The 16,271-nt window shown below is 65.9% G+C and carries 18 protein-coding genes; 13 read left to right on the top strand and 5 right to left on the bottom strand.

Translation table 11 applies throughout. From position 1 onward, the window contains the following. The first annotated feature begins 35 nt into the window (after nt 1-35). From MJO58_RS05035 to MJO58_RS05065, 7 genes are all read left to right on the top strand, one after another. Nucleotides 36-569, top strand: coding sequence for a sigma-70 family RNA polymerase sigma factor (locus tag MJO58_RS05035; RefSeq protein ID WP_239722173.1), 534 nt, complete (start codon nt 36-38; stop codon nt 567-569). A 70-nt stretch (nt 570-639) separates the two neighbouring features. After that, the gene (locus tag MJO58_RS05040; RefSeq protein ID WP_090600492.1) at nt 640-1,410 is read left to right on the top strand and encodes a zf-HC2 domain-containing protein; all 771 of its coding nucleotides are present in this window, start codon (nt 640-642) and stop codon (nt 1,408-1,410) included. A 74-nt stretch (nt 1,411-1,484) separates the two neighbouring features. After that, the gene (locus tag MJO58_RS05045) at nt 1,485-3,227 is read left to right on the top strand and encodes a thiamine pyrophosphate-binding protein (protein WP_239722174.1); all 1,743 of its coding nucleotides are present in this window, start codon (nt 1,485-1,487) and stop codon (nt 3,225-3,227) included. After that, a complete protein-coding gene (locus MJO58_RS05050; protein ID WP_239722175.1) occupies nt 3,208-3,855 on the top strand; it encodes a DUF8713 domain-containing protein in 648 nt (215 codons plus the stop codon). The genes MJO58_RS05045 and MJO58_RS05050 overlap by 20 nt, the downstream gene beginning before the upstream one ends. A gap of 7 nt (nt 3,856-3,862) precedes the next feature. After that, the gene (locus MJO58_RS05055) at nt 3,863-4,882 is read left to right on the top strand and encodes a 3-oxoacyl-ACP synthase III family protein (protein WP_239722176.1); all 1,020 of its coding nucleotides are present in this window, start codon (nt 3,863-3,865) and stop codon (nt 4,880-4,882) included. Then, entirely contained in the window at nt 4,882-5,922 is a 1,041-nt protein-coding gene (locus MJO58_RS05060; protein ID WP_239722177.1) for a pyridoxal phosphate-dependent aminotransferase, read from the top strand. Before MJO58_RS05055 ends, MJO58_RS05060 begins: the two co-directional genes overlap by 1 nt. A gap of 47 nt (nt 5,923-5,969) precedes the next feature. Continuing rightward, nucleotides 5,970-6,470 carry a MarR family winged helix-turn-helix transcriptional regulator gene (locus tag MJO58_RS05065; RefSeq protein ID WP_090600501.1) on the top strand — a complete coding sequence of 167 codons (501 nt, stop codon included), beginning with the start codon at nt 5,970-5,972 and terminating at the stop codon, nt 6,468-6,470. Here MJO58_RS05065 and MJO58_RS05070 read toward each other — a convergent pair. The 4 genes from MJO58_RS05070 to MJO58_RS05085 are packed head-to-tail and all read right to left on the bottom strand — an operon-like array spanning nt 6,467 to nt 10,478. Next, nucleotides 6,467-6,835, bottom strand: a complete 369-nt coding sequence (locus MJO58_RS05070; RefSeq protein ID WP_239722178.1) for a SpoIIAA family protein — start codon at nt 6,833-6,835, stop codon at nt 6,467-6,469. The genes MJO58_RS05065 and MJO58_RS05070 overlap by 4 nt on opposite strands. 50 nt (nt 6,836-6,885) lie before the next feature. Then, on the bottom strand, nt 6,886-7,773 hold the full coding sequence (gene mmsB / locus MJO58_RS05075; RefSeq protein ID WP_090600503.1) for a 3-hydroxyisobutyrate dehydrogenase: 888 nt from the start codon (nt 7,771-7,773) through the stop codon (nt 6,886-6,888). A 10-nt stretch (nt 7,774-7,783) separates the two neighbouring features. After that, nucleotides 7,784-8,953 carry an acyl-CoA dehydrogenase family protein gene (locus MJO58_RS05080; RefSeq protein ID WP_090600505.1) on the bottom strand — a complete coding sequence of 390 codons (1,170 nt, stop codon included), beginning with the start codon at nt 8,951-8,953 and terminating at the stop codon, nt 7,784-7,786. Nucleotides 8,954-8,957: 4 nt separating this feature from the next. Beyond that, nucleotides 8,958-10,478 (bottom strand): CoA-acylating methylmalonate-semialdehyde dehydrogenase, encoded by a 1,521-nt coding sequence (locus tag MJO58_RS05085; RefSeq protein ID WP_239722179.1) that lies wholly within the window; start codon nt 10,476-10,478, stop codon nt 8,958-8,960. A 130-nt stretch (nt 10,479-10,608) separates the two neighbouring features. Here MJO58_RS05085 and MJO58_RS05090 point away from each other — a divergent pair, with 130 nt between their 5' ends. From MJO58_RS05090 to MJO58_RS05115, 6 genes are read left to right on the top strand one after another with little or no spacing between them, the layout of a single operon-like run. Then, on the top strand, nt 10,609-12,045 hold the full coding sequence (locus MJO58_RS05090; RefSeq protein WP_239722180.1) for an NAD(P)-binding protein: 1,437 nt from the start codon (nt 10,609-10,611) through the stop codon (nt 12,043-12,045). A 43-nt stretch (nt 12,046-12,088) separates the two neighbouring features. Then, on the top strand, nt 12,089-12,631 hold the full coding sequence (locus MJO58_RS05095; RefSeq protein WP_090600513.1) for an RNA polymerase sigma factor: 543 nt from the start codon (nt 12,089-12,091) through the stop codon (nt 12,629-12,631). Beyond that, entirely contained in the window at nt 12,628-13,338 is a 711-nt protein-coding gene (locus tag MJO58_RS05100; RefSeq protein WP_239722181.1) for a Rieske (2Fe-2S) protein, read from the top strand. Before MJO58_RS05095 ends, MJO58_RS05100 begins: the two co-directional genes overlap by 4 nt. A 29-nt stretch (nt 13,339-13,367) precedes the next feature. Beyond that, nucleotides 13,368-13,778, top strand: a complete 411-nt coding sequence (locus MJO58_RS05105; RefSeq protein WP_090600517.1) for a cupredoxin domain-containing protein — start codon at nt 13,368-13,370, stop codon at nt 13,776-13,778. A 35-nt stretch (nt 13,779-13,813) separates the two neighbouring features. Beyond that, nucleotides 13,814-14,722, top strand: coding sequence for a metallophosphoesterase family protein (locus tag MJO58_RS05110; protein ID WP_239722182.1), 909 nt, complete (start codon nt 13,814-13,816; stop codon nt 14,720-14,722). Next, complete coding sequence (locus tag MJO58_RS05115; protein ID WP_239722183.1) at nt 14,719-15,126, top strand: hypothetical protein; 408 nt, start codon at nt 14,719-14,721, stop codon at nt 15,124-15,126. Before MJO58_RS05110 ends, MJO58_RS05115 begins: the two co-directional genes overlap by 4 nt. Here the strand turns inward: MJO58_RS05115 and MJO58_RS05120 are convergent. Continuing rightward, nucleotides 15,077-16,150: an acyltransferase family protein gene (locus MJO58_RS05120; RefSeq protein WP_239722184.1), complete on the bottom strand. Its 1,074-nt coding sequence runs from the start codon at nt 16,148-16,150 to the stop codon at nt 15,077-15,079. The genes MJO58_RS05115 and MJO58_RS05120 overlap by 50 nt on opposite strands. Nucleotides 16,151-16,271 lie beyond the last annotated feature (121 nt).

Consider the following 16,271-nt stretch of genomic DNA (forward strand, 5'->3'; position numbering starts at 1 on the left):
TGTTCCACTCGTTTCAATGGGCAGGAGGTGATCGAGTGGCTCGTGGCGCTGGTACCGCCGCTGCCGAAGCCGCGTTGATGAAGGCGCTCTACGACGAGCACGCCGCGGTCCTGTGGCGCTATGCGCTGCGGCTGACCGGCGACGCCGCCCACGCCGAGGACGTCGTTCAGGAAACGCTGCTACGGGCATGGCAGCATCCGGAAGTCGTCAGCGACACCGAGCGCTCTGCGCGCGCCTGGTTGTTTACCGTCGCCCGCAACATGATCATCGACGATCGCCGCAGCGCACGGTATCGCAACGTGGTCGGTTCGACCGATGTCGACGGAGCGCCCGAGCAGGCCACGCCCGACGAGGTCAACGCGGCGCTGGACCGGCTGCTGATCGCCGACGCGATGACGCAGCTGTCCGCGGAACACCGGGCCGTTATCGAGCGTTCGTACTACCGCGGATGGACTACCGCGCAGATTGCTGGAGACCTCGACATTGCCGAGGGAACCGTGAAGTCGCGACTACACTATGCCATGCGGGCTTTGCGGCTCACTCTGCAGGAACTCGGAGTTACTCGATGACAGCGCGATGCCTTCTCGGGGCACCAATCCGTGTGGTCATCGGCTCCGAATGCTTGAAGGGTGACAGGAGATGGATGAAATGAAGACGCCGATGCGAGGTGTCGGCCCACCCGGCGACAACGAGGTCTTTGGACTGATCATGGGTGACAATCACCGCTACGCGATGTGGGATGCCGCATACGTACTGGGGTCGTTGTCGTCCGTTGACCGCCGTGAGTTCGAAGGGCACATGGCGCACTGCTCGGCGTGCCGGGATGCCGTCGCCGAGCTCAGTGGAGTGCCGGCCCTGCTTTCGCAACTCGATCGCGAAGAAGTTGCCGCGATGGCGGAATCCGGCGACATCCCGCCGGCGACGCCGGAGCCCTCGCCCGAGTTGTTGCCGTCGTTGCTGGCGAAGGTGGCCTGGCGCCGCAGCCGGACGCGGGCGATCACCTGGGTGGCCTCGTCCGCCGCGGCCGCGGTACTAGCTGTCGGCGTGTTCGTCGGTGTTCAGGGTCATACCCCGTCGGCGACCCCACCGCAGCCGGTCGCCGCTTCGGCGGAGATGGCGCAGGTGGGCACCAACCTGCTGGCGTCGACGGTCCAGATCTCCAGTCAGCACTGGGGGACGTCCATCAACTTGAAGTGCGTCTGCTTGGCGCCGCCGTATGCGCATCACGACACGTTGGCGATGGTCGTGGTCGGTCGCGACGGCAGTCAAACCCGGCTGGCGACCTGGGTGGCCGAACCGGGTCACACCGCGACGCCGGCCGCGAGCATCTCAACGCCGATCGAGCAGATCGCCGCCGTGCAGGTGGTCGCCGCCGACAGTGGTCAGGTTTTGTTGCAGCGTTCGCTGTAAAACCTCCTCGGGTGAACCGGCGGCTCACCGGACTCGTGCCTTAGGCATCGTCTCAATCGAACTTAGGTGAGCAGATGCCTCGGAAGCACCGCGTTGTTGACCACATCGTCGAATGCCTCGCGTCAATCGGAGTCGACCACATCTTCGGAGTGGATGGCGCCAACATCGAAGACCTTTACGACGCGGCACATTTCCGCTCCGAGGTCACTGCAGTACTGGCCAAGCACGAATTCTCCGCCGCCACGATGGCCGACGGATACAGCCGCAGCGGCGCCGGACTCGGTGTGGTGGCCGCTACTTCGGGCGGTGCTGCGCTGAATCTTGTTGCGGGACTTGGAGAGTCGCTGACGAGCCGAGTCCCGGTGTTGGCTTTGGTTGGGCAGGCCCCGACGACCATGGATGGCCGCGGCAGCTTCCAGGACACCAGCGGCAACAACGGATCCCTGAACGCCGAGGCCGTTTTCTCCGCGGTGTCGGTGTCCTGTGAGCGGGTGCTGCGGCCGGCCGACATCACTGCGGCGTTGTCCCGGGCCATCGCGGCGGCGCGCACCGGTGGTCCGGCAGTATTGTTGCTGCCCAAGGACATTCAGCAGGCGTTCGTCTACGCCGATCGATCGGGCGTCATCGGCAATGACCCGCGGCCGATCGGAAACCCGCAACCGATCATTCCGGTGCTGCGCGACGCCACCGGGCCGATCACGATCATCGCCGGTGAGCAGGTGGCCCGCGACAACGCTCGGGCCGAGCTCGAAGAGCTGCGAGCATTGCTGCGGGCCCGGGTCGCTACCGTGCCCGACGCCAAAGATGCTTCCGGTACACCGGGATTCGGCTCCTCATCCGCGCTGGGAGTGACCGGCGTGATGGGCCACCCGGGCGTGGTCGAGGCGGTGGCCGCCAGCGCGGTGTGCGTCGTGATCGGCACCCGCCTTTCCGTCACCGCCCGGGCTGGTCTCGACGACGCGCTCGCGACGGTGCGGACCGTCTCGATCGGCTCTGCGCGGCCTTATGTTCCGTGCACGCACGTGCATACCGACGACCTGCGTTCGTCGCTGCGCATGCTGACTCATGCCCTGTCCGGGAGTGGGCGTCCGACCGGCGTGCGGGTGCCCGACGTCGTGTCGCGTTCCGAATTGACACCCCCGTCCTGCGTCGGCGAGGGTCTGCGCTACCGCGATGCGATGACGGTGCTCAACGGTGTTCTGCCCAACGGCACCGACATCGTGGTCGACGCGGGCAACACCGGTGCGTCCGCGGTGCACTACCTGCCGGCCCGGCGCGGCGGCAGATTCACCGTCGCACTGGGAATGGGCGGCATGGGCTACAGCTTCGGGGCCGGTATCGGGATGGCTTTCGGACGGGCCAACAGCGGACGGCCGCATGGGCGCACCGTGGTAATCGCCGGCGATGGAGCGTTTTTCATGCACGGCATGGAAGTTCACACCGCGGTGCAATACCGGTTGCCGGTGACATTCGTGTTGTTCAACAACAACGCGCATGCGATGTGCGTGACTCGCGAGCAGTTGTTCTACGACAATCTCTACAGCTACAACCGATTTCGGCCCAGCCGGCTGGGTGCCGGGCTGGCAGCCATGTTCCCTGGGCTGAGGTCGATCGACGTCGGCGACGCCCGGGAACTCGCCGCCGCGATGAGCACGGCGCTCGGCATCGACGGGCCCGCGGTGGTCAGCGTCGATTGCGCCGCCGACGAGATCCCGCCGTTCGCCCCATTCCTCACCGCGGCCAAGACCGAAACCATTGCTATTGACGAGATTCCGACCGTTAAGGAGAAATGCACCAATGTCGCTGCCAGCGCTTGAAGATATCCCCGATCTCATCGACGGGGTTACTCGCATCGAAACCAGCCCTAGGGAGCAGGCGACTCCGATCATCATGGACATGATGCGGTCGGTGTACCCGCACGATCAGGTCTTCGGGGAATACTGCACCGTAAACGATTACATCGACTGCCCGCCCGATGAGTTGTTCGGGTATCTGTCCGACACGCGCAGCCTCGAAGAGTGGACTTACAGCCTGCGCGGCTTCACTCCCACCGACGAGCCCGGCCTGTGGCTGGCCTACGACCGGCTCGGCTCGCAGACCGAGATCTACACGCGCACCATCGCCAACGAGCAGGCTCGCACCGTCGACTATCACTGCGCGTGGGACCAGGGCAAGCATCTGTGGATGATCTACCTGATGCGCGTTATCGACGCGCAGGTGGTCCTCGACAAGCCCGGTTCGGTTGTGCTGTGGACCAATTGCCACCATCCGTTCTACGACCACAACCCGTATCCGGAGACCGCGCCGGCGCAGCGCCCGGTGTGGGTCGGCGACTTCTGGGACATGTTCGGCGCAGGCCACTCACTGGAATTGAAGAACCTCAAGGCAATCGCCGAGTACCGCCACCACAATGGCCTGCCGGTGACCCCCGAATGGATGAGATGAGCGAATCATGGGTAACCAAACCGTCAGCCTGATCGACGTCTCCACCTATCTGCCCGGCGAGCCGATACCCGCCGACTATTACGCACAGTTCGCCGAATCTGACGAGCTGCGGGAGAACGTCATGTTCCGTGCTCCCAAGTTTCGCCATCACGTTGCGCCGGACGAGAGTTCGATCGACATGATCGAACGCGCGGTGCAGGGACTCGTCGAGCGTCACGGCCACGACGTGGTCGAAGGCGCCGACGTGCTGATCACCCATACTCAGGTCCCCGACATGGCGTTCTACGGGCAAGGCGGCGGCATTGCGCACCGGCTGGGCCTGCGGCCGTCATGGGTGCTCGATCTGAACAACGGCGGATGTGCGGCGTTTGTACTGGCGCTCAACGTGGCCCGCAAACTGCTGTCGTCCGGCGAAGGGCACACCGCGCTGATCGCGATCGCGCAGAACGCGGCCGGACAGTTCTTCGATCAGCCGACGATTCGCCGCAAGGCGCAGTCGGCCGTGCCCGGTGACGGGGCCGCGGTCGGACTCGTCACGGTGGGCGACGAGTCGCCGATTCTCGATGTCGAGTGCCGCACCTTCGGCGAATACGCGGGAGAGATGACGCTTTCCTTCGACCCGCCGCGCAAGTGGTGGCAGGCCGGCCCCGGCGAGGGCAGCATCGGCTTCACCGAAAGCAAGATCACCAAGGTGCTGGCCCGCGGCAACCGGCAGGTTCCCGAGGTGGCCTACGCGGTATGTGACCGAATCGGATTGTCCACCAAGGATATTGACCTGATGGTGACCAATCAGCCGAACAGGGCGTTTCTGCGCAACTGGCGTGACGCGCTCGAGTTGCCGCCGGAACGGCACCGGGACACCTTTGAGGAGTGCGGCAACCTGTTCGGCGCCGGGATCCCGATCAATCTGGATCGGGCAATATCCGACGGCCAGCTCAAGTCCGGTGATGTGGTGCTGATGGCGGGCTTCGCCCACGCCGGTGACTTCGCCGGCGCGGCGGCGGTGCGCTGGGGCGGTCGAGCCTGATGCAACCACTCGTAAGCTCCGCGGTCGCCGAGGTCGACTCGGGTCCGCACGCGATCGATCCATTGGCGTTGTCGCTCAACGAGAATCCATTCCCACCGCTGCCCGCGGTGCGATCGGTTCTGGTCAAATCCATCGACGCGGCCAACCGCTATCCGGAGTTCCTGCCCGAGCGGTTGCGCGACCTGATCGCGAATCGCATCGGGGTCGGCTCGGAGCAGGTGGTGCTGGGCGCCGGCGCGACGGGGGTGGTGCTGCAGACCCTGCAGGCACTGACCGTTCCGGGCGACACGATGGTCATGTCGGCGCCCACCTTCGACGGATACCCGATCATCGCGCAGATGGCGCGGCTGAACCCGGTGACGGTGCCGCTGAACAAGGGCGGCCACAACGATCTCGACCGGCTGGCCGACGCGGCCGCGAGTGCCCGCATTGCGGTCGTGTGCCGGCCGCACAACCCCACCGGCACGCTGGAGCCGACGTCGCACCTGTTCCGCTTCCTGCGCCGGGTGCATCGCGACACCATCGTGCTGCTCGACGAGGCATACATCGAATTCGCTGCACCCGAACACCGGGTCGAGGTGTCGGCGCTGGCGCGTCGATTCCCCAATGTGGTGGTGGTGCGGACGTTTTCCAAAGCGTACGGGCTGGCCGGGCTGCGGATCGGCTATGGGGTGGCCGCACCCGAGCTGGCCGCGACGATGTGGTCGCACCAGCTGCCGTTCGGTATCGCGATGACCAGTCTGCCGGCGGTCGCGGCGTCCTACAACGCTGAAGACGAACTGCTGCAACGGATCCGGATGATCACCTCCGAGCGGCGGTATCTGCGGATGCGGCTGTCCGCGCTGGGGATATACACGACCGACGCGCACGCGAACTTCATGTACCTGCCGTCGAAGACGGGCCGGCCGTGGAGTGAGGTGTTCGCCGACAGCGGGTTGCGGGTGCGCTGCTATCCCGACGGTGGCGCGCGGATTACCGTGGGCGGCCGCGAATCCACGCTCGCGGTGCTGGCCGCGGTGGGTGAACAGCCGACCCGCTGAATCGGGCCAGTTGACCCGCTTTTGCCGCAAGTGCGGTAAGAAAGGGCGTGGCCCCCGACAAGAAGCGCGACCCGATCGCCGCCGCACGCACTAACTGGGAACGTGCGGGCTGGGGCGATGTGTCGCAGGGCATGGTCGCGGTGACCTCGGTGATGCGTGCGCATCAGATCCTGCTGGCACGGGTGGAGACGGCGCTACGGCCGTACGACCTGAGTTTCTCGCGCTACGAGTTGCTGCGGTTGCTCGCGTTCAGCCGGACCGGGGCGCTGCCCATCACCAAGGCGTCCGACCGACTGCAGGTCCACGTCACCAGCGTCAGCCACGCGATCCGCCGGCTGGAGGCCGACGGGCTGGTTCAGCGGGTGCCGCACCCCACGGATGGGCGCACGACGCTGGTCCAGATCACCGAGCTCGGCCGGTCCACGGTCGAGGACGCCACCGTCACGCTCAACGAGCAGGTATTCGCCGACATCGGCATGGAAACCGCCGAATCGCAGGCGCTGGTGTCCTCGATCGAAACGTTGCGCCGCAATGCCGGTGACTTCTAGCCGGCGGCCCACTGTTTGGCGCGCTCGAGGTCGTCGAGCCCGAACACGGCCAGCTCGCCTGGGACCAGCCAAGCCAGCGCGTGCAGGGTATGGGCGACCCACTCCTTGTCGGACACGACCGCGATTCGCTTGAACGCCGAGTGATGCTGGATCAGGCTGCCGAGGCCCAGCTTGAGGTCTTCGACCAAGCCACCGGGGCCGAAGCCCTCGTAGTCGGGGGCGATGACCTCGACGATCCTGATCTCGTCGCCGCCCACGAGCTCTTCCACGGCGGGCTTGAAGTCGCGCAGATCGTCACCGTTCAACCGGCCCGATACGCGGATGCCGGTGACCCCCGCCGGCATGTCGTCCAGCAATTCGATCATCGAATGCCCCTTTCTGACAACCGCATTGCGCGAGACCGCCAGATCCCAGCCTAGCGCAGCGCCTGGATCACCGCGCTGAAATCCAAGGCGCCGTGCGAGGCGTCGGACGCGATAAACGCAGCGTAGATCTCGGCGGCGTGCGTGCCGAGCGGCGCGGTCGAACCCGTCGATGACACCGCGTCCATCGCCAGTCCCAGGTCCTTGTTCATCAGCGCGGTCGCGAAACCGGGCTTGAAGTCGTTGTTGGCCGGCGAAGTCGGAACCGGGCCCGGCACAGGGCAATTGGTGTGTACGGCCCAGCAGTTGCCGGTCGCGCCGGTGATCACGTCGAACAGCGATTGCGCCGACAGTCCGAGCCGCTCGGCCAGGACGAATGCCTCGCCGATCGCGATCTGTTGCACGGCCAGCACCATGTTGTTGCACACCTTGGCCGCCTGCCCGGCCCCGGCGGCGCCGCAGTGAATGATCTTGCCCGCCATAGGTTCTAACACTCGACGCGCTCGCTGCACCGCGTCTTCCTCGCCGCCGACCATGAACGCCAACGTTCCGGCGACGGCGCCTTTCACCCCGCCGGAGACTGGGGCGTCCAGTTGCGCAACGCCGTGCTCTTTGGCCTGCGCATGCACTTCGCGGGCGTCATTGACCGAGATCGTGGAGCTGTCGATGAACAGCGCCCCGGCCCGCGCGGCCGGCAGCACCTCGGCGTAGCAGCGTTTGACCAACTCGCCGTTGGGCAGCATCGTGATGACGACGTCCGCGCCGACCACCGCTTCGGTGGCGCTGTCGAAACCGGTGACTCCTGCCGAGGTTGCCGCGGCCAGGGCCGCGGGGACCGGGTCGAATCCGCGCACCGCGTGGTTGGCGGCAACGAGGTTGGTCGCCATCGGCGCGCCCATGTTGCCGAGCCCCAGGAAAGCCACCGTCAGATGCTCCGTCATTGCTGCCTTTCTACGTGGTGGCTTGAGAAGCCCTGAATCGGCCGGCCTCGGCGCGACCGATGACCACCCGCATGATTTCGTTGGTCCCCTCGAGGATTCGGTGCACCCGAAGATCGCGGACGATCTTTTCCAGACCATACTCGCGCAGGTAGCCGTAGCCGCCGTGGAGTTGCAGCGCCTTGTCCGCGACGTCGAAGCAGGTGTCGGTGACGTAGCGTTTGGCCATCGCGCACAGCTCGACCTTGTCGGGGTCGCCGGCGTCCAACGCGCTTGCCGCCCGCCACAACATCAGTCGCGAGGTCTCCAGCCCGGTGGCCATGTCGGCCAGGGTGAAACGGATAGTGGGTTCGTCGAGCAGTGCGGAGCCGAACGCCTGCCGCTCGCGCACGTACGCCCCCGCCTTGTCGAAGGCGGACTGGGCGCCACCGAGCGAGCACGCCGCTATGTTGAGCCGGCCGCCGTTGAGGCCATTCATCGCGATGCCGAAGCCGGCGCCTTCGCCCTCGGCACCGCCCAGCATCGCGTCGGCGGGAATCCGCACGCCCTCCAGTATCACCTGTGCGGTCGGCTGGGCGTGCCAGCCCATCTTCTCCTCAAGCGCGCCGAAACTAAGTCCCGGCGTGCCCTTTTCGATGATGAAGGCCGATATACCGCGCGGCCCCTCGCCGCCGGTGCGGGCCATCACCACGTAGACATCCGAAGCGCCGGCGCCGGAGATAAACTGCTTGACGCCGTCGAGCACATAGTCGCCGCCGTGGGCGACCGCACGGGTGCTCAACGCGCTGGCATCGGATCCGGCGCCAGGTTCGGTCAGGCAGTAGCTGGCGATGACGTCCATCGGCGCCAGCCGCGGAATCCATTCCTTGCGTTGCTCGTCGGTGCCGAAGCTGTCGATCATCCACGCGCACATGTTGTGGATGGACAGGAACGCGGCGGTGGTGGGATCGGCGATGGCCAACTGCTCGAAGATCCGCACCCCGTCGAGGCGGCGCAGCCCGCTGCCGCCGACGTCCTCGCGGCAGTAGATCGCCGCCATGCCGAGCTCGGCGGCTTCCCGCAAGACATCGGTCGGGAAGTGCTGCGCCGCTTCCCATTCCAGGGCATACGGAGCAATCCGCTTGGCAGCGAATGCCGCTGCCGTCTCGGCGATGACCCGTTCGTCGTCGTTCAGGGCGAACATGGACCTAATCCATTGTCGGGATGACGAATTCGGCGCCATCCTTGATCCCGGATGGCCAGCGCGACGTCACGGTCTTCACCTTGGTGTAGAACTGAATCGATGCCGGGCCGTGTTGGTTGAGGTCGCCGAAGCCGGAGCGCTTCCAGCCGCCGAAGGTGTGATAGGCCACCGGCACCGGGATCGGCACGTTGACACCGACCATGCCCACCTCGACGCGAGCCACGAAATCGCGCGCGGCGTCCCCGTCGCGGGTGAAGACCGCGACACCGTTGCCGTACTCGTGCTCCGACGGCAGGCGCAAGGCCTCCTCGTAGTCGTGGGCTCGCACGATGCACAGCACCGGTCCGAAGATCTCGTCGGTGTAGATCGACATGTCGGTGGTGACATGGTCGAACAGGGTCGGCCCGATGAAGAAGCCGCCTTCGAGGTTGGCGTCACCGAAGGTGAGGTCGTCGCTGCGCCGCTCGCGGCCGTCGATCACGATCTCGGCACCGGCTTGCACGCCCTGGTCGATGTAGTTGCGCACCCGGGCGACGGCAGCCTCGGTGACCAGCGGGCCGTAGTCGGCCTTGGGGTCCAGGCTGTGCCCGACCCGCAGCTGATTGATCCGCTCAACCAGCCTGGCGCGCAACCGATCCGCGGTCTGCTCGCCGACGGGCACCGCGACGCTGATCGCCATGCAGCGCTCGCCGGCGCTGCCGTATCCGGCGCCGATCAGCGCGTCGACGGCCTGGTCGAGGTCGGCGTCGGGCATCACGATCATGTGGTTCTTGGCACCGCCGAAGCACTGCGAGCGCTTGTCGTTGGCCGCGGCCGTCGAATAGATGTAGTGCGCGATGTCGGAGCTGCCGACGAATCCGACGGCCTTGATGTCGGGGTGGGCCAGGATCGCGTCGACGGCTTCCTTGTCGCCGTGCACGACCTGGAACACACCGGGCGGCAGGCCGGCCTCGAGGAACAACTCGGCCAGGCGCACCGGCACCGAGGGGTCACGCTCACTTGGCTTGAGCACGAACGCGTTTCCACACGCGAGGGCGGGCCCGGCCTTCCACAGCGGAATCATCGCAGGGAAGTTGAACGGGGTGATGCCCGCGACCACGCCCAGGGGCTGGCGCAGCGAGTAGACGTCGATGCCCGGGCCGGCGCCCTCGCTGTACTCGCCTTTGAGCAGATGCGGGATGCCGATGGCGAATTCGATCACCTCGATGCCGCGCTGAATGTCACCGCGTGCGTCGGGCACCGTCTTGCCGTGCTCGAGCGACAGCAACTCGGCCAGCTCGTCCATGTTGCTGTTGACCAGCTCGATGAACTTCATCATCACCCGGGCGCGGCGCTGCGGGTTCGTTGCGGCCCAGCCCCTTTGAGCCTCGACCGCCGAGGCGACCGCAGTATCGACGTCGGCCGCCGACGCCATCGGGACTTTTGCCTGCACCTCGCCGGTGCTGGGATTGAAGACATCGGCCGTGCGAGTGGATTGGCCGGCGACGCGCTTCCCGTCGATGAAGTGCGGGATCTGTGTGGTCATGGGGTGCCCTTGGGTCTTGTTCCAGTGCTTAAGCGGATACTTGCATATCCTAGTAACCGCGTTCTGGCCTTGGCAAGGTGGGTGACCTGCGCTGACAACGCGGGTTAGCGCGGGTTAGCGTTGAGCCGGTATGCATACGATCGAGGCCGATTACCTGGTCATCGGCGCGGGCGCCATGGGCATGGCGTTCATCGACACGCTGGTCACGGAGACCCAAGCGACGCAGGCCAGCGTCGTGGTGGTGGACCGCAACGACGCGCCGGGTGGGCATTGGACCACCGCGTACCCGTTCGTCCGCTTGCATCAGCCGTCGGCGTTCTACGGCGTCAACTCGCTGCGGCTGGGCCGCGACACCATCGACCAGTCCGGCTGGAACCAGGGGCTCTACGAGCTGGCGACCGCCGGCGAAGTCTGCGCCTATTACGACCACGTCATGCGCCAGCGGCTGGTGCCGACCGGGCGGGTCCGCTATTTCCCGATGAGCGAGTACCTCGGTGCCGACCGCTTCGCCACACTGGCCGGCGCCGAGTACACCGTCGACGTGGCGCGCCGGGTGGTCGATGCCACTTACATGCGGGTCATGGTGCCCGCGATGCGCCCGCCGCCGTATCCGGTCGCGCCCGGCATCGTGTGCGTCCCACCCAACGACCTGCCGGGCCGCGCTGCTCACGAGCGTTACGTCATCGTCGGGGCCGGCAAGACGGGCATCGACACCTGTCTGTGGCTGCTTGGCCATGGCGTGGCGCCGGACCGGCTGACCTGGATCATGCCGCGCGACTCTTGGCTGCTGGATCGCGCCACGATGCAGCCCGGGCAGACGTTCGCCGACCGCATCAAAGCCGGCTTCATCGCGCAGCTGCGCGCGATCAGGGACGCCACCTCACCCGACGACCTGTTCGCTCGGCTCGAGGACGCCGGCACCCTGCTGCGGATAGACCCGGCGGTGCGCCCCACGATGTACCGCTGCGCGACCGTCACCCAGGCCGAACTCGACCAGCTGCGCCGTATCGGCGATATCGTGCGCAAGGGCCACCTGCTGGCCATTGAGAAGGACAACGAGGACGACAAGATGATCCTCGAGGGCGGTGACGTGGCGATAGGCGCGGGCGCACTCTACCTCGACTGCACCGCCGACGGGGCCGAAAAGCGGCCTGCCAGACCGATTTTCGCTTCCGGACGCATCACGCTGCAAAGCGTGCGCGGTTGCCAGCAGATATTCAGCGCCTCGCTGATCGCCCACCTGGAGGCGGCCTACTCGGATGACGCGACCCGCAACCGGCTGTGTGTGCCGCTGCCGCACCCCGACACCGACCTGGACTGGCTACGCATCGCGCTGGCCGACTACAGCAATCAACTGCGCTGGTTCGACGACCCCGACCTGACCGCCTGGCTGTCCGACTCGCGCCTGGATCTCTTCGGTCACCTCGTGGGCCAGCTGCTGCCGCCGGCCTCGGCCAAACCCCGGGTGCGCGAGCGAATCCTCGGCATGGCAAAAACAGTCCTGTCCGCCACCGCGGCGAAGCTCGACGAACTGGTCGTCGATGATGCTTCGCTCGCGGCGCCCTGAGCCCGTGTAACCCCCGCTGATATTGATCGGGTGAGGGAGACATGTGACGTCACAAAACGAACCCGCGGGCCCGCGCCCCCTGCGCGCGGTACCCGATGACGGCTACACCGACTGGGAAGCCGTGTACCAGGACAATGCGGACTGGGTGTACCGGACGCTGTTCGCCCGGGTGGGCAACCGGGCGGATGCCGAGGATCTCACCGCCGAGGTGTTCCTCGCCGCACTGCGGCCGCTACGGCTGACCGCGAGCGTCGGTGAGGTGCGTGCATACCTGCGCACCACGGCGCGAACGGTGCTGGCCGCGCACTGGCGCGAGACCCTGGGGCGGGAGATAACCTCGATCGAGGAGGACATCGAGCAACCACCCGATAGCGAGGAAGCGATCAGCAACGCGCCGGCGCGGGTCGCCCACGTTCTCGAAAGCCTGCCCGACCGCTATCGCCAGATCCTGGAACTACGCTTCCTGCAGGGTAATTCAATCAAGGAGTCAGCCGCGGAACTTGGAATCAGCGTCGCCAACGCCAAGGTGCTGCAACATCGCGCACTGCGGCTGGCGGCACAGGTCAACGATGGGGGCCAGTCATGAACGCGCGAGGATTGCGTCGCTACGTCGACGATATGCTGCAGGGCCGACGGCCAAAACCATTTGTGCCAACCGACTTTGAGGCTGCCCAGATCCGCACGGCGATCGAACTGCGCGCTGCCGGACAGGGCGCTGCGCTGGGGGCCGCCCCGCGCCAGGAATTCCTCACCGACTTGCACCGGCGGCTCGCCGAACAGATGGCCGGCACACCGCCCGCGCCACCGGCACCCAAGCAGAACACCACGCGACGTCAGGTTATCGTCGGCACGTCGGCCGCGGCAGCCGCCGCGGTCACCGCGGTTTCCATCGATCGAGCCGTGACCGGAGGCGTCACCGAAGGTCCCGCCGTCGCAGGACAACTCACGCCCAACGACGGAAGCTGGCAGCGTGTCGCGACAAGTTCGGACGTGCCGGACGGTCGCATGCATGCGTTCGATCTGGGATCGGTCAGCGGATTCGTTCGCCGCGTCGACGGCAAACTCGAAGCCGTTTCCGGGGTATGCACGCATCAGGGCTGCAAGTTGTGGTTCGACGCGCCAGACGACAGGTTGCGCTGCCCCTGCCATTCGACCTCGTTCTCTCCCGCAGGAGAAGTGCTCACCCATCAACTGCCGATCGCCCCAAAGCCATTGCCCACATTGATGGTTCGCGAGGTCAACGGGGTTGTCGAGGTGCTCGCCCCGCCGCCGTACCCCGAACGTCCGGCCTAGCGGTGTAACCACTCGCCCTATCACTAGGCATGAAGATTGCCACGTTCCGAAAACACCTTGCCTTGCTGGCGGCGGGGACGCTGTTGCTGGCTGGGTGCTCTGCGTCGCGGCCCGATGCGCAGGCGTCGGTCACGATGAAGCCGGATTCCGGTGCCACACCATCGGTCACCGCGCCGTCGGCACCGGCCAGCGGTAACCAAGTCACCATCGACGGCTTCGCGTTCGCCCCCGCAACATTGAAGGTCGGTGTGGGTACCACGGTCACCTGGATCAATCGTGACGAAGAACCCCACACAGTGGCCGCGAGTGACGGATCGTTTCATTCACCCGGCATGGGGACGGGAGCCAGTTTCACCCATACCTTCTCCACCGCGGGGACTTTCGACTACGTCTGTTCGATTCACCCGATGATGCACGGCACCGTGGTGGTGACGCCGTGAATGCGGACACGAACGCGAATCGCGATCCGAAAACGATGAGTCGTCGGCAGCTGATCCGGCACGGGGCATGGTTCGGTGCGGCTGTCGGTTTCGCGGTAGCCGGCGGCGAGGTGGTCTCACATGTCGCCGGGGCCGCTGCGGCCGAGCGCACGAAGATCCGGCCCGCCTTGCGCTTCGCCCAGATCAGCGACAGTCACATCGGCTTCACCGGTGCGCCCAACCCGGACGTGTCCGGCACGTTCGGCCATGCGATCGACCAGGTCAACAACCTTGGCTACACACCGGATTTCGTCGTCCACACCGGTGACCTCACGCACCTGTCCACTCCCGAGCAGTTCGACCAGACCAAGCAGATGATGAGCGGGCTCAAGACGCCGCATGTGTTCACGGTGCCGGGGGAGCACGACTCGGTCGACGATGCGGGGCAGAAGTACCGCAAGGTATTCGGTGCGGGATCGGTAGGCGACGGGTGGTACAGCTTTGACACCGCCGGCGTTCACGTGATCGCACTGGTCAACACGCTGAACATGCGCAAGCTCGGGCATCTCGGGGTCGACCAGCTGGCATTCGTCGAGAAGGACGTCGCGGGCCTGTCCAGCGACACGCCGATCATCGTGTTCAGTCATATCCCGCTGTTCGCGATGTACCCGGACTGGGGCTGGGGCACCGACGACGCCACCCAGGCGCTCAGTTACCTGCGCCGGTTTGCCTCCGTGACATGCATCAACGGTCATGTGCACCAATTGTTTTCGAAGACGGAAGGCAACGTGTCGTTCTACAGCGGTACGACGACCGCCTACCCGCTGCCGCATCCCGGCGACGGGCCGGCACCCAAGCCGGTCACGCTGCCGGCCGGCAAGCTGCGCGACGCGCTCGGCATTCGCGAGGTCAGCTACACCAAGGGCGAGACCGCCCTGGCTTTGAAAGAGCAGAGGCTGCAATGAATATCTTGATCCGGGTCGGCTTCGCCGTGTCGTTGCTCGCCAGCGCCGCCAGCCATGCCTACCTGTATATCCATGGTTACCAACATATTCCGACGATTGGCACGGGATTTTTGGTCCAGGCCAGCGTCTCGTTCGCGGTGGCAGTGCTGATCCTGCTGGGCGGTCCATCGTGGTTGCGCTGGGCGGGGGCCGCGATCTCAGGTGGTTCCCTGGTGGCCTTCGCATTGTCGCGCACCGCCGGTCTTTTCGGCTTTTCCGAGCAGGGTTGGGACCCAGCGCCTTACGCCGCGATCAGCGTGGGGGCCGAAGTGCTGACCGTGTTGTTGTGGACGCTTTTCGACCTTCCCGGGGGCCTCAGGTTCGGCTGGCTTCGGAGAGCTCGGCGCCAACCGGCTTCTTCTTGAATCGAGATTTCAGGGACAGCGCCGGCTTTTCGACCATGAACCAGCTCGCAGCGGCCAGCGGCAGGGTAGCGATCGTCGCAATGACGGCGAACACAAAGGGATTCGTACCGACCAGCCCGCAGATGACGAGCAACTGCTGGACAGGGAAGGCGTAAATGTAGACGCCGTAGGACAGATCCGTCGGCAACCGCAAGTACCTGTTGTGGATCAGCGCGCCGGAGACGATGACGGCGTATGCCAACGGAACGGCGCCGACAAGCCGGTAGTCAGGTAGCAGGCCGGTCAGCATAACGATGCCCACGCACACGACGACGAGTGACCATCGAGCGGGAATCGCGTCCTTCCACTGATACACCAGGGCGCCGGCGGCGAACACGATGGCGAAGCGCGCGATGCATTGCTCGTTGCTCCAGATCCCGGGAAACGTCATGGGCGGCAAGCACGCAGCGACTGCCACTGCCACTGCCAACACCACCGCGGCAGTCCAGCGGCGGGCGGCCAGTCCCACTAGCCCGAGGACGGCCACGCCGGCGTAGCACAGCACCTCGTAAATGAGGGTCCACAGTGATCCGTTCCACATCCCCACAATCGGGACTCCGGTCGGGGTTCCACCGACATCGAACTTGAGCACCGCTACGGCCGCGTTGTCCACCACGTACTCGAACGGCGCCCTGGACAGCAGCAGCCTGGTCGCCGGTCCACCCTGCATCGCCACACCGATCGGCGCGACGACAAACGCGGTCACCGCCAGGCAGACGTAGAGCCCGGGGAGAATACGAAGAGCGCGATGGACGACATAGTCCCGGATTTTCGGGTTGTTAAGCCAGCTCGCGGTGATCAGGAAGCCCGAGATCGCAAAGAACCCGTCGACGCCCACCCCGAACAGCAATTGCCGTATGTGCGCGGACGGCAGCACGCCACCGGTGACGGCGAACGAATGCCAAAGGATCACTTCGGCGGCCATGGCCAGCCGCAACGCGTTCAGTGCATTGCTTCGCGGATCGAATACTTGTCCGAGCTTCATCCGTTATTACCAGCCGTCCCCGTTCCGGCGTTATCCCGTTCCTGCATCTAAGCGCATTGCGCCGCCTTCGCATCGGGTCTTTGGTCCCGAAACGCGGCTTGCCATCCCCGGCGAGCGAGGG

The sequence above is a fragment of the Mycobacterium lentiflavum genome (assembly GCF_022374895.2).
GTDB lineage: Bacteria > Actinomycetota > Actinomycetes > Mycobacteriales > Mycobacteriaceae > Mycobacterium > Mycobacterium lentiflavum.

Bases quoted from the DNA above. Each gene is read 5' to 3' on its own strand.
- MJO58_RS05120 (WP_239722184.1), bottom strand. From the start codon at position 16,150: ATGAAGCTCGGACAAGTATTCGATCCGCGAAGCAATGCACTGAACGCG.
- MJO58_RS05115 (WP_239722183.1), top strand. From the start codon at position 14,719: ATGAATATCTTGATCCGGGTCGGCTTCGCCGTGTCGTTGCTCGCCAGC.
- MJO58_RS05080 (WP_090600505.1), bottom strand. From the start codon at position 8,953: ATGTTCGCCCTGAACGACGACGAACGGGTCATCGCCGAGACGGCAGCG.
- MJO58_RS05070 (WP_239722178.1), bottom strand. From the start codon at position 6,835: ATGATCGAATTGCTGGACGACATGCCGGCGGGGGTCACCGGCATCCGC.
- MJO58_RS05050 (WP_239722175.1), top strand. From the start codon at position 3,208: ATGTCGCTGCCAGCGCTTGAAGATATCCCCGATCTCATCGACGGGGTT.
- MJO58_RS05105 (WP_090600517.1), top strand. From the start codon at position 13,368: ATGAAGATTGCCACGTTCCGAAAACACCTTGCCTTGCTGGCGGCGGGG.
- MJO58_RS05090 (WP_239722180.1), top strand. From the start codon at position 10,609: ATGCATACGATCGAGGCCGATTACCTGGTCATCGGCGCGGGCGCCATG.
- MJO58_RS05055 (WP_239722176.1), top strand. From the start codon at position 3,863: ATGGGTAACCAAACCGTCAGCCTGATCGACGTCTCCACCTATCTGCCC.
- MJO58_RS05100 (WP_239722181.1), top strand. From the start codon at position 12,628: ATGAACGCGCGAGGATTGCGTCGCTACGTCGACGATATGCTGCAGGGC.
- MJO58_RS05110 (WP_239722182.1), top strand. From the start codon at position 13,814: ATGAGTCGTCGGCAGCTGATCCGGCACGGGGCATGGTTCGGTGCGGCT.
- MJO58_RS05085 (WP_239722179.1), bottom strand. From the start codon at position 10,478: ATGACCACACAGATCCCGCACTTCATCGACGGGAAGCGCGTCGCCGGC.
- mmsB (WP_090600503.1), bottom strand. From the start codon at position 7,773: ATGACGGAGCATCTGACGGTGGCTTTCCTGGGGCTCGGCAACATGGGC.
- MJO58_RS05060 (WP_239722177.1), top strand. From the start codon at position 4,882: ATGCAACCACTCGTAAGCTCCGCGGTCGCCGAGGTCGACTCGGGTCCG.
- MJO58_RS05045 (WP_239722174.1), top strand. From the start codon at position 1,485: ATGCCTCGGAAGCACCGCGTTGTTGACCACATCGTCGAATGCCTCGCG.
- MJO58_RS05040 (WP_090600492.1), top strand. From the start codon at position 640: ATGGATGAAATGAAGACGCCGATGCGAGGTGTCGGCCCACCCGGCGAC.